Origin of the sequence: Pseudomonas syringae pv. tomato str. DC3000, assembly GCF_000007805.1 — a bacterium.
Classification (GTDB): Bacteria; Pseudomonadota; Gammaproteobacteria; order Pseudomonadales; family Pseudomonadaceae; genus Aquipseudomonas; species Aquipseudomonas avellanae.
In genome coordinates, this window is sequence record NC_004578.1 from 5376573 (window position 1) to 5389152 (window position 12580).

Below are 12580 nucleotides of genomic sequence, written 5' to 3' on the forward strand. Positions count from 1 at the left end.
TTACCACTTGCACGATCCTGTCAAAAGTCAGAAAATACTTACAGAACAGTTGCTTATAGAGATCTACCAGATGGAAAGTGGTTTGACAATCATCAAAAGCACCAACAGCTTGGCCCACCACTCCATCGACAGAATCCCGTCCGACGTCCTGGATCTCTTTGAGCGCTGCTACGACGCAATAAAACTAGAGACCTCCGCAAAGACCGGTCACCTCTTGAAGCTCTTGGCGGCTTTTTTCCACGTCACGGGCTTCCAGGTCACGTACTTTGGGCTGTCCAAACACAGCTTCAAAACTGCTGGCAAGGGGTTCATGAGGGCTGTTTTAGATGGTGCAGTTAGCCCAATGAGCCGTACAACTCGGATGGACTACCTTCGCACCTTCGTTAAACTGATGGACAGGGCACGTGATGAAGTCCCCCTCCTGCCTTCCTTTGCAGTGACTGATGCTGATTCGGCGGAAGCCCATGCTGCTTGGGAAACGATGAAGCGAAACCTCGATACCAAGGCGCTCCGGTACTGGCATGGCTGGGAAGTTCAGGGTCGCAAGGGGAAGGTTAGCTATCTGCCTATTCCTGGTATTTGGCGCTCTTACGGCGAGGAATTCGCTGAACTCATCTATGAAAAGTATCGCCAGAATGCTGCTAAGCAACTGGCGCCTTCACATGCTGACTTTAACCTTTTCCTAGAATACCTTTCTCAAAATTCGGAACGCTGGCCTGTCACTACGTTTCAGCACCCTATTGAAATCAAAAAACTATTCCTAGATTTCATGGGTAACAACTTCATCCAAGCTGTCGAGAATGGTACGGATATCTACGTCAGAACGAAGAGCTACTCAAAGTTTATCTTCACAATAGAACAAGTGTTTTTAGAGTCTGGAGTTTGGGCTCGCCCCTTTGCAGGGCAGCTGCCTCGCCCAATTACAAAATCACTACCAGGCTCGCATACCAACCTGAAGAAAACAAAAGACGGAACCGTTGTTAAGAACAAGCTCATTACCGAAATTCCGCTTCACATTACAGACTCCCAAGCGATTGACCTACTGTTCAGACAGATCCGCGCCGACAACAATCTCGTTCTAGATTGGGCTAGATCTAGGCTAGCCATAGTCCATATGAAAAATATGGAATGCATAGCTCTAGCAGAGCAAGGAAAAATCATCACCGGCGGCAATTACAACCCCAAAGACATTGCGGAAATTGGCATCGAGAACTTGTGCGCCACTTATCAGCATAAGGGCATGAAGTACCTTAAGAGCATAAAGAAAGAAGTATTTAGGAAAAGGCCAACCTCCGCACTTTTGCTACGTATAGGTGTACCCACAGTAGATACTTTTTTTGCATTTCAAATGCTATTAACCCATGCGCACCCGTGCGTAACTGAATCTTTTTTCACTCACTTTGAGTTGTACAACAAGCGTGGAAATCTTTCAGGCTTTTTGAAAACAAATTCTGGCTATCAGCTCGTCGGGTACAAAGATCGAAAGGGCGGCGCGCTCAGTGAGCAAAAGATCGACCTGACAGCTGAACAGGCGGACTGGGTGAAGCTAATCATTTCTGTGACCACGCCTTTCCGGGATGAGCTCAAGGCAGCAGGAGACGACGCCTGGCGGTACCTATTTCTGCACAGCGGTGGGCGTATAAATACACCATCCCGCGCTGAAGCCATAAAACTTAACGCCAAGACGATCAAGTTCCAACAAACCATGATCAGCGAGTTCATGAGTGTAGGCAACTTAACTGAAGATAAAGCTAAGCAGTTCATCGTTCGGCTATCCGTCACGGCATTTCGCGCTTCTGCTGGCGTTGAAGTCTACCTGAATACGCATAGTGTGGAGGAAATGGCGCGGGCGCTGGGCCACAGTCGATATAGCTCCTCCCTGTTAAGCAGCTATCTACCCGAGGCGATCCTGGCCTTTTTCCAAACTCGCTGGATCCGAATTTTCCAGCGCGGGATAATTTGCAGAGCAATGAAGGACAGCCCCCGACTACTGGAAGCTGCGCGGTTCATTGACATGGAGGAGCTTCATGAGTTTCTCAAGAACCACGCACTGCGTGACATCCCTGAACACCTTCAAAACCCTGACTATCTGAAGTTGCCGAAGCCATTCCTTACCACCGCGAAGGACAGCGGCAACGCTGACCGCGTAATCGTATCAATCGATGCCGGCGTACTCACTGCTCTGCTTTCTCTGAAGGCAGCGGTCGCTGGTGCCAAGCCCAATGCCAGCGTATGCGGCCAAGCCATTTACTGGTCGAACTTCAGCGACGCTGTCGTCCGAGACATTGAAGAAAGCTTTAACTCAGACCTGCAGGATCATCTGGATGTCGCCCGCCAGTACGCTAACGCCGCTCACATGGAAAACCTGATCTATGCAACTGCCTCCTGAACTTGCGTTCCTATCCCCCTTTTTTGTTGAGCCATCTGAAACGTACAGGACAGCGGTTTGGCTGCGAAGCGATTTCGATGAACAGGTTTGGGAATACAGCTTCGACTACAAGGAGCCTAAACATCTGGATTGGGGCTTAACACTTGAAGATGGATCGCTGCTCACGGCCCCAAAGAACGATACCCTTCTTAAAGGGTTGAAGTATTACCTGACGTCTTCTACACGTGATGCTTTCGGGCCAGGAGAGACCAATGAATTACAGGGCGCCATGCTTCAGAGGTTCTGTCACGCCTGCCACATTGTCGATTACCTCCTGATTAACGGAAAGCGTTTTCAGCTAGGTACTTACGGCTTGGAAGGTCTGACAGGGGGTAATCTGATCGAAATTCTGGAGAATGTGGCTGCGACCCCATTGATCGCTGAGTCAGTATATAACTGGAAAGAGCGGCTTCGAGGATTCTGCCTTGGTCTGCTGGAAAGTTCCAATACCACGGCGCTGGATGCAGTGATTCAAAATAAACCGTCGATCTCACTCATCACCGCAGAGCAGGTGGATGAAGACACATTAGAAATCCCTCACGGGTGGATTCCCAAGATCCGGGCGGCGCTTTATCTCAAAAACCTATACCACAAACAAACAAACGGAAGCCAGCCTAACACTACCTTGATCTCGAAGTTGCTCTACCCTGAGACACTTTGGGGCAAAAACCAAGCGAAAATTACGTATAAGATTTTGTGCTATAACGATGACAGCTCAGTATTCGAACGCGAGTACCCCCCAGCACCGGTAACCAGCGGTTTGCGAGAAAAAATGCGCGATTCAACCTATGCCATGTATCGCCGCGCCATTTACAACCTCGGTGTGTTGCACGAGATTCCAGTGGCTGCCCCGACCATTAACGCCCTACAGCTTGCAGAGCACTTCACTCCGGACTTATCAACAACTGGACGATTCCGCACCCTGCCATCGGATGTAGTATTCAAATCCTTGCAACATGCAATCGAGTTTCATCTTGATCACGGCCAAGACTTGACCAAGGCATTTTGCCGGATCGCACTGGAATGTAAAAAACGCAATATTTCTCCTGCATCCCTCACCCACGAGGAAGTGCAGGCCATTGTGGGCGAAAAGCTTCGAAAATTTGGCATTACACAGCTCTCCATGGCGATCCGCTCTATGAACAGCGGCAGATATCACTCAGGTGTGAAAGGCACAAAAGACTGCTACTTTTCCAACCTCAGAAGCAACTGTGGCCTTTATGAGCTGATTGCAGTTTATACGGGGGCTGTTCAGCTAACGGTAGGCGTCCTCATGGCGCGACGGATCAGTGAGCTGCACATGTTGAAAGCTGAAGACTGTCTGGACGAAACTGAGCAATGGCTGCTTTTCATGAACGCTAAAAGCACGCGCCACTTGTTCGGCCTACGCCGCAAGGAAGCGCGCCCCATTGAGCCTATTGCGGCTGACATGATCAAGACGCTCATCCGCATGCAAAAGATATTGGTTCGAATCGGATACCTGTCGAATCTTACAACTCTTTTCGCTGTACCTGATTTCAAGGGTGCAAAAAAACTTTCAGACTCAAGCGCCTATCTCTATAACCGCAATTTAGATCTTTTCTGTGATTATTTTGAAATGCCGTTGAATGCAGAGGGCCAACGCTACTACCTACGACAGCACCAATTGCGCCGGTTCTTCGCCATGCTGTTCTTTTACTGTGGAAGTTTCGCAAAACTGGACACGCTGCAGTGGATGATGGGCCATGCAGATCCCAAACATATCTATCGATACATCACTGAATCAATGGATGGCGCAGTTCTGGCAGGAGCGAAGGCTCACTTTGCTGCGGAAAGGCTCATTGAAGGCGATGATGAAGACTTCCAGGATCTCGCTCAGTTGCTAAAAGCACGGTATGGAGCCAGGGATTTCACCACCGTCGATGCGCATGATTTGGAGGATCAGATCCAAGAGCTGGTGCTCGAAGGCTGGGTCGAAATCGAGCCTGAGTTCTTCACTGATCACCAAGGCAAACAATTCAAGGTCGTCGCCCGCTTGAAGCGCGTCCCGGAGGCCGCATGAAGCCAAGTAACAAGCAAGGCAGTTCTCTGTCCGCACAAGCAGTTCCTGGGATACAAGCCCTCAGAGCATTGCTGGTAGACGTCATCAAACGACCTCTTCAGTTTTCTAACGATGAGGAGCTTCATGCCGCCCTCAAGACGCAAGGTGGAATCGCCAAGCTCAGTCGATCCATCATCGTGCAGCATGGCGAAGTCGTAGAGACGCTCCCCATGAGCCTTAACTCACTCAAAACTTACGCCGACCAGCACTTGCCCGGTGGATTCAAAGGGCTCAACGACCTTAGATTGAAAGCGACAGATTCTTTGCAATGTGCGCTTAAACAAGGTGAGCGTGCCAATAAACGCACGCGCTCTGGCCTCACGCTGAAGGTCGCTCAGCTCGAACACGAGATGGAACTTCACCGCCAGACAAATATGATTCTGACTCGGGCTCTGTCCGAGAGCCTTCATCAGTTCGTCAATATCCGTGATGCATCCAGTGAGCATGTTCGTAAGAAATTCACGCAGGATGCCACTGAGACCATCTTTGCGATCCTGAGCATGGCAATGCCCCCCTTTAATGTCATTGACGCCCCACACAGTGCGCCTGCGCCATCGGCAGACATCGCCAACCTCAGCGATTACCGCAAGGGGTAATGATGGACGTATTAAACAGTCGTCGCCTCTACTCCCTCCTGGGCGAATTCAAGATGTTCAGGAGCTTCTCGATCAATCAGGTCACCACAGTCGACGCCAGCAACATGCCGTTCATGATCTGGCCGAACGGGTCTCCCTGTATCATTGGGAACCTATATATTCAGTCCCTGCTCCATCGACCAGGACGCTCGAATGGATTGTCCAGAAAGGGCAGCAAAGGCGGAACAATGGCCGGCTATGCTGCCAATGTGGGGCAATTGCTCAGGCGCTGCTACCGAGATCACATTGACCCGATCCACCTAACAGATGGCAAATTTACTGACTACATCGATGAGCTGCGCGAAGAACCCTCTAGCAGCAACCCAGCACAGCCCAAGAAAACAGAAAATGCCGTGATCGACACAGGCAAGCGCTGGCTCGATTTTTTGGGATTTGTGGGACGTTTCTACGGAAAGCCCGGCTTCGTTTCTCTCCAGGGAGCTATACGGGCACGAGAGGAAACGTACTACATCAAAACCCGTAGTGGTAAGCCGATTGCTCGCACATATATGTGGCATCACTCTTTCGGTAGCTATCACCGCAGCCACACACGAGATCCGATCACCGATGAACAGATCAAGCTGCTGAAAGCTACTATCCGCGTGCAGAAGGCCTCAGCATTCGTGAAGGTTCGCAGGGCAAACATTCTCGACATGCTCGCAGGTACAGGCGCGCGCAGAACAGAAATCGCGCTGCTGAGGGTAGAGGATGTGAGAGCGGCACTGGCCATGGAAGAGCCGATGCTTCGCCTGACTACACTCAAACGTGAAGACAAAGCTCAACGGGTAATTCCTATGCTCCTATCGACCCTTGTGAAGCTGAACCGTTACATAGAAGGCGAGCGACGCAAACTGATGCGGGAGGTTTACAAGGATGGTGAGGATCACGGATTTGTCTTCGTCTCCTCCACCACTGGCCGACCTTTGTCTAGCGATTCGATCTCCAACGAGGTGCGCGATTTGAGAAAGGCTGCCGGCATCGAGTGCCAGATTTGCCCGCATATGTTCAGACATGCATTCATAACGAAGCTCTTCGTAAGGTTCGTCACGCGCCACAAAATCAACAACGCTGATGAGTTTCGTCAAGCGCTCCTGGACACCAGCACCTTTCTCGCGGAAGTGGTCAGTTGGACGGGCCATATCGACCCTATTTCGCTTGAGCGTTACATCGACCTGGCTTTCCGGGACGTGACTAGCTACTCAGAAACCCTCACCTCGGTACACATGGTAATGGCCATGGATCAATATTTTATTGAAGAAGAAGAGCTTGAGGCGCGGCTGGAAGAGGGCATGCCTATTGTCGAATATCGGCAAGCAAAGAAGGCTTTAAGAGAATCATCCAAAAAAGACATGGAGATTGCCAAGCGGCGTGAGTCAAGCCTGGGCTAGATTCTGGTTGATTCGCAAGCGGCAAGAAGTTCCCGAGACAAGGAAATCAGGCCTACACACCCTCAACCAGATCAAGTGCCGCGCGGCTTTGCCCGCGCTGTTGCCTCTGCGATCAATGGATTTTCAGGCCAGTAGTGCTTGGGGTACCTGCCCTTGAGATCTTTCTTCACTTCGGCGTAAGTCGTATTCCAAAAGCTAGCCAGATCTTGGGTAACCTGCACAGGTCGCCGTGCGGGTGACAGCAGGTGCAACTTTAGAACTTGGCGCCCATTTGCAACCCTAGGTGTCTCTGCCAGCCCGAAGAGCTCCTGCAAACGAACGGCGAGCACAGGGGGCTGTTCACTGTAATCAATTCGAATATTCGAGCCTGAAGGGACTTGGAACGTCTGCGGGGCCATTGCTTCCAGCTGTTTAGGCAAAGGCCAGGGCAGCAACGCCTTCAGCGCTGAGGACAGATCCAACCGGGCAAAATGACTCATCCGCGTGACACCCGTCAGGTATGGCGAAAGCCAGTCTTCGAGCGTGGACAGCAGCGACGCGTCAGTGACATCCGGCCAGTCGCTTGTGCTTTGGCTCGTCAGATCGAGTGCGCGTAAAAGCCCGATGCGCAATTGCCATTGGCGCAGTTCAGGCGTCCAGGCAAGCAGCTCCAGCCCCTTACGCCGCACATAGTTCACTAACGCTTGGCCACGGACTTCATCAAGGAGGTTAGCCAGGGGGGCTGTAGAGAGCACGAGCTCACCTACACGGCGTTGCCTTTCTGCGCGAAGGACTCCTTCACGCTCATCCCAGTCCAGTTCATCCACCTGGCGAACCTGATCCTGCAAAACGCTCTCGAAGAGTTGCGGATCAAGATCTGCTGCAAGATAGATTCGCTCTTCACGTTGACCCTGACGGCTTCCCAGATCAGCCACGACCAACCACGGATGCTTCATGAGTGCATCAACGTCGGCAAACATGGCTGCCCGCCCATTGCTCAACCGGTACTCTGCCCCGCCTGGACGCCGCTGCTGGGCGATACGATCCGGGTAGGCAAGAGCGAGTAGGCACCCTACCCACTTGGCATCATCAGGATCTGCTACAGGCTTCAGCGATTGTCCTTGCAGATATGAACGGTACTGCTTCGCCAACTGCTTGGCCCTTTGGGCATCTCCAGCGGAACGACACTTGCACCGATAGTCGCTTACTGAGAAGGAAAGGCGGCCTGATCTGATCATCAATGAAGAACAGCTCACCCTCTTTACGCTCAGTTTCGAGCCGCCCTTTCATCTGCTGCATAGCGTGAATGAGGTCATTGCCGGCATACAGCGCATCCTGCCGAGTGCGTTCGCGCTTGGCATGGGCCTTAGCCTTGCTGTACTCAGTGATCGCTTGCTGGAACCCATGGAGCTTGTTAGCCACATAGGGCCCACAGTTACTGAGACCGAGGCCATGAATCGGCCCTATGCGCTCTTCATCCAGGCACTTGCGTACTGCTGCCCGAAGCGCCGCTTCGTCAACGTCGCTGATTGCAGCTTGCTGATTACTCGGCAGGTTAATGTAAGTCATACCCAAAACTGTCCTTGTGTAATGGCGGCCAAGCTACCTCCTAATCTCAGCGCACAGCTTTCCGCACCGCAGAGAGATAGCCCATGGCGATACAGCGCTGGAGCTTGAGGTTAATCAGGGGATGTTGGCACAGATGCTCAGATACGCGCAGCGCCCACAATGCCGACCTCTGGAGGCGGATCGATCACCTGCGGCAAAACGTTGAGCCATCTTGTATACGGACGTGCTTGCGACCTGCCTGGAAGGCCCATCCATCACGTGCTGGTCAGTAATAATGGAATAGATCTTCGCACTCGGCCTTCGAGACCCATTGATATCCAGCATCATGGGCCGTAGTTGACTGAGGGTGTACTGGATCCCCGTCTGAGCTCGAATCCAGTGCAGCTGCCCTTTATCGGCGATCATCCAAGGGAGCTCAATGCGTACCCCGTTGACTTCGGAAACCATCCCTTCTTCGACGGCGCCGCCGACGCTGTTAACCACCACTAGCCCGCGCTTGGTGGCGGCAATCGCATCATCCATCAAGCCAGGATCTTCTGTCCTATCTGGTAGACCGTGTAACGCCCATGCGGCTTGAAATGCCGTGTTAGGGTCAGTGCCGTCCCTCGCCACGGTCAACAGCATGTCCATAATCGCCCAGCGAGCACGGATCGAGACGTCGATTTCCTGCTCGGCAGTGAGCGCTAGCTCATAGCGATAGTGATACTGGAGGGGACAGCTCATGTAGGCCTGGAACGCCTCATAGCTCACAGTGGGTACCACGGTGCTGCTAGCCAAAGGCAGCGGTATGATGGGTGCGGGCGGTACCTTCACCCCCGAGCGTTTAACCAGACTCGTGGCAGCAGCGCGATTGAGCGGAACTGGACGTGGCCACCCGCTGATCTCATAGAGATACAGGTAATCACGGGCCCGAGACAGAGCGACGTAGAGCAGGTTATTGCGCTCCACCCGTTCTTCGAACATGAACTCCGCCCCGTTGCTGTTCAGCACTTCCGGGGGGATGAGATCCAACCCTCGTACATCGTATGCAAAGGGTCGATTGGCGCCGTAGGACGCGTCGTCAACGTCGGTGACGTGAATCGCTGGGTATTCAAGCCCCTTGCTGGAATGCACAGTCATGACGCTCACTGCATCCAGGACTCGCGCTTCAGGCGGTAAACCACGATCCCCTAGCTTTTCTCCGATCCTGCGGCGTAGCTCCTCACGAAGCAGGAACTGGGAAAGCCGTGCCTGGCGGATATCTCCGTCACCATTGCGTACGGCGTAGACGAACAGCCATGTTGCCAATCGCTGGGTATGAGCCTGTATGGTTTGATCAGCAGGGTTGGGGAGACCGTAGCGCTGATCGAGCAATACTTTGGAGACAAAATCCCAAGGCCGTGAATCCCGCTTGAGCCCTCTCAACAGCAACGCCAAATTTGACTTGGCTTGCTGGCCAGCGGGCGAGAGGCCTGGCGTAGGTAGCCATAGCCACCGGCCTCGCTGCATGCTCAACCCCGCGCCTTTGCGGGTCAGGAATATGAGGTGCTCAATGTCTTGGGGTGGCATCCGAAACGCTGGCTCAGAGATCAGCCCGACCAAAGACCGCGGCTGTCGCATACACAGCAGCTCCATCAGGCACAGCAGCTTCTTTATCTCAGGGCGCTGGCAGACATCGCCGATGTGCAGCACTGGCACATTCAGGTTTTCAAGCGCTTCAACAATTTGTTCAACGTTTGCCGATTTACGGCTGATCACGACTTGATCCCTGTACGGGACACCCCTCTGCACCAGCCCATCAATGCGCTGAGCGATCGTGACGGCTTGGGAAAGCTTGGAGTCGCATTCATATAGGGTAGGTATGACCCCGATCGAGGGACGATACGCCGTGACTGGCTCCAGAGGCATCCGGTCATTCAGTGCATGATGGATGCCTGCGCAGGAAAATAACTCCAGGATCTCAGGGGTGCTTCGCCGGTTCAGGTCGAGAGCGTAACGGCGCACCGTTGCTCCTGGGATGGTGCTCAAAAACGTGGCGTCGAAGTGCATCAAGCTACGGATCGATGCGCCTCGCCAATGGTGGATGGCTTGGCGCACGTCGCCAACGGCCCAGAATGATTGAGCATTGAGAGCCAATTGACGAAGGAGGTCGACCATTACCTCGGTGACATCCTGATACTCATCCACGAGCACGTGCGAGAAATGGTCGATGTACTGAGCAACGCTCGTGCGATCCCGCTTGGCCTGGGATGCAGGTAGGGCAATGAGGTCAACGTAGTCGACCAAATGCTCAGCCCGCATTGCTGTTTCGTAGGCTTCAAAAAGGGTGGCGATGTCTTCGCGCTCATTGGCCACATCCGGCTCGCAGGGCGGCAGTGCAGCCAGACGTGCTCGGTAGTCGGCAACGGTGAGGCATTCTTCCTTGAGTCGTTTGATATGGCCCAGAACGCCAGGTAGCCAATCGTACGGGTTCTGTAGCCTCAGATAATACTTGAGCCGCACCTTGGGCAGCGTGCTCACCATCAGGCGAACTTGCATCAGCGGATCTGCGAGCCGAACGTCGGACTCCAGGCCGAAAATCTGATGGTATTTGCGAAGGAATTCGAGCCCGAATGCATGGAAAGTCCCGGCCCACACGTCGGCGGCTCCGGCGATGCCAGATACCTTAAGGCGCTCCACCAATTCATGAGCCGCCTTGTTCGTGAAGGTCAGCACCAAGATTTGGCTGGGAGGGATACCGCGCTCGACCAGGTGTTTGATGCGATGGATCAGTGTCGTCGTTTTACCAGTACCCGGCCCGGCAACAACGTTGACGAAGGTTTCGGACGCGGTAGCAGCATCGTGCTGCCCCTGCGTCATAAGCGGCAGAGGAGGAGGTGGAGCAGGAGGCAATATGGGGAGCAGAATGCCGTCGAATAGCTGAAGACGAACGATCTCCAGCGGTACCTCCAGAGTGGCCGCGATGACCATGGCACCAGTACCGCTATGGAACAGTTGGCTTGCGACACCACGGGGTAGCAGAAGCTCACGAGCAAACACGTTGGCTTGAAGTTCCAAGCGCTCACGAGCACCGTATGCTTCCACCGCCACCGTAGCCTGACTCCCATAGGAATCCGTCATGCTGGTCAGATGAGCGACCGTCTGTGCGGGGCGATCGCCGTCGAGATACCAGTGACCCAACTCATGGGCGATGAGATAGGCCGTTTCTCCTGGAGACACGTCGTTGCGGATGTAGATAGTTTGAATTTCTCGCTTGAGCACCCCGCTGCCGCCACCCAACTCTGGGTGTCCAAAAGGCAACCGCTCGATTGCGATTTCGAGCGTGTCCTCTACATGAGCCAGAAGCTCAGCGGATCTGACCCCACCCAGAGAGGCGGCCAATCCGACCAGGGCTTCTCGGGTTTCGAATGCTTGCCGACGTGCCCGGTCGAATGGATTCACACTTAGCCCTCTAGATTGAGGAGACGCTCTTGCTCCTCAGCCGGTAGCTGAAGCTCTTTGACTGCAACACTCCAAGCCTTGCGTTCCGCTTGCACGGTTGGTTTTCCATCAGTCGCTTTGAAAGCTGGAACGCATTGGGTGGCGAACCGACGCTCCAAGGCCACCGACACAACGTCCAAAGGCTTCTTCAAAACGACGGCCAGCTTCGCCAGGACTCGCGCAGGCGCCAGTACCGAACCACCAAGGATCATGTTGGTCAGGCCGCGTTGCTCACCTAGATCGATCTGAGGAGCGAGAGCACGGGCTTTGACCCCACTGACCTGCTCAATCGCCTTGATAGCCTCTACGACAGCCTCATCACTGGTAATCGAACTAGTCGTTGCCTCACGCACAGCGGCAGCGTGAGGGCAATGGCTCAACGCGTTTGCGAGAAGGAAGTTGGTGAATGATGACAACGAGCGCTCATATTCGCCTGCGCGTAAACGCGCTCTCATCACCAGACGCCTGTCAGCCCGAATGATCCAACTCTCCGAATCGGCACCTGCGTAATCATTGGCAGTGCGCTCGTAATCAGTCAGCAGCTCCGAAGGGTCTACCGTCCTTGATTCTTTATCGAACCGGGTCAGCCCGTCCTGCACCAGATCTCGCGCAGCGATCGACAGCGATACCCCACGGCGTTCTGCTACGTCTCTCACCAATTCGTGAAGCGAGACCTTGGTAGTTAAACCAATTTGCAAGCGGGCAGCTTGGGTTCGTTCATCGGTGATTTTGGTAGTAGCGGTAGGTTGCATGGTCGTCTCCAAAGTCTGCTTATCTGCAGGCACTGTGCGTGAGACAGGTGGCATTGCTGACCGTTCGTCAGCAGGAACTTGAGGAATCAGCTCGACGAGAACAGACATCAAGCCAAGCAGCAGATGCGGCTCGTCCTTACCAGTGACCACCACAGGCTGGCCGTTAGCCAGAGTCATCTCACACTCAATACCTTGGGATGTCTCCCGCAAGTGCATGAATGGCTTAAGGCAGGCTAGGAAACTAGCGCACCCTTGGAGATAATCGGCAGGCTGAAGCTTAGGCATTTTCA

At 53.6% G+C, this 12580-nt stretch carries 7 protein-coding genes and 1 pseudogene; 4 read left to right on the plus strand and 4 right to left on the minus strand.

Features of this window, described 5'->3' with window-relative positions; all coding sequences use genetic code 11:
* The first annotated feature begins 7 nt into the window (after positions 1-7).
* The 4 genes from PSPTO_RS24535 to PSPTO_RS24550 are packed head-to-tail and all read left to right on the plus strand — an operon-like array spanning position 8 to position 6531.
* Entirely contained in the window at positions 8-2389 is a 2382-nt protein-coding gene (locus PSPTO_RS24535) for a ClbS/DfsB family four-helix bundle protein (protein ID WP_162491830.1), read from the plus strand.
* The gene (locus tag PSPTO_RS24540) at positions 2373-4469 is read left to right on the plus strand and encodes an integrase (RefSeq protein ID WP_011105146.1); all 2097 of its coding nucleotides are present in this window, start codon (positions 2373-2375) and stop codon (positions 4467-4469) included. Before PSPTO_RS24535 ends, PSPTO_RS24540 begins: the two co-directional genes overlap by 17 nt.
* A complete protein-coding gene (locus PSPTO_RS24545) occupies positions 4466-5104 on the plus strand; it encodes a hypothetical protein (RefSeq protein ID WP_011105147.1) in 639 nt (212 codons plus the stop codon). Before PSPTO_RS24540 ends, PSPTO_RS24545 begins: the two co-directional genes overlap by 4 nt.
* Before the next feature lie 2 nt (positions 5105-5106).
* Positions 5107-6531: a tyrosine-type recombinase/integrase gene (locus PSPTO_RS24550; RefSeq protein WP_011105148.1), complete on the plus strand. Its 1425-nt coding sequence runs from the start codon at positions 5107-5109 to the stop codon at positions 6529-6531.
* A 71-nt stretch (positions 6532-6602) separates the two neighbouring features.
* Here PSPTO_RS24550 and PSPTO_RS24555 read toward each other — a convergent pair.
* From PSPTO_RS24555 to PSPTO_RS24570, 4 genes and pseudogenes are all read right to left on the minus strand, one after another.
* Positions 6603-7679 (minus strand): annotated as a pseudogene (locus PSPTO_RS24555) (ATP-dependent helicase C-terminal domain-containing protein); the annotation flags it as partial.
* A complete protein-coding gene (locus PSPTO_RS24560; RefSeq protein WP_011105149.1) occupies positions 7600-8079 on the minus strand; it encodes a hypothetical protein in 480 nt (159 codons plus the stop codon). The gene PSPTO_RS24560 and the pseudogene PSPTO_RS24555, both read right to left, overlap by 80 nt.
* Before the next feature lie 114 nt (positions 8080-8193).
* Positions 8194-11499 carry a UvrD-helicase domain-containing protein gene (locus PSPTO_RS24565; protein ID WP_046463610.1) on the minus strand — a complete coding sequence of 1102 codons (3306 nt, stop codon included), beginning with the start codon at positions 11497-11499 and terminating at the stop codon, positions 8194-8196.
* Between the two features lie 2 nt (positions 11500-11501).
* Positions 11502-12467: a hypothetical protein gene (locus tag PSPTO_RS24570; protein ID WP_011105151.1), complete on the minus strand. Its 966-nt coding sequence runs from the start codon at positions 12465-12467 to the stop codon at positions 11502-11504.
* Between the last annotated feature and the right edge of the window lie 113 nt (positions 12468-12580).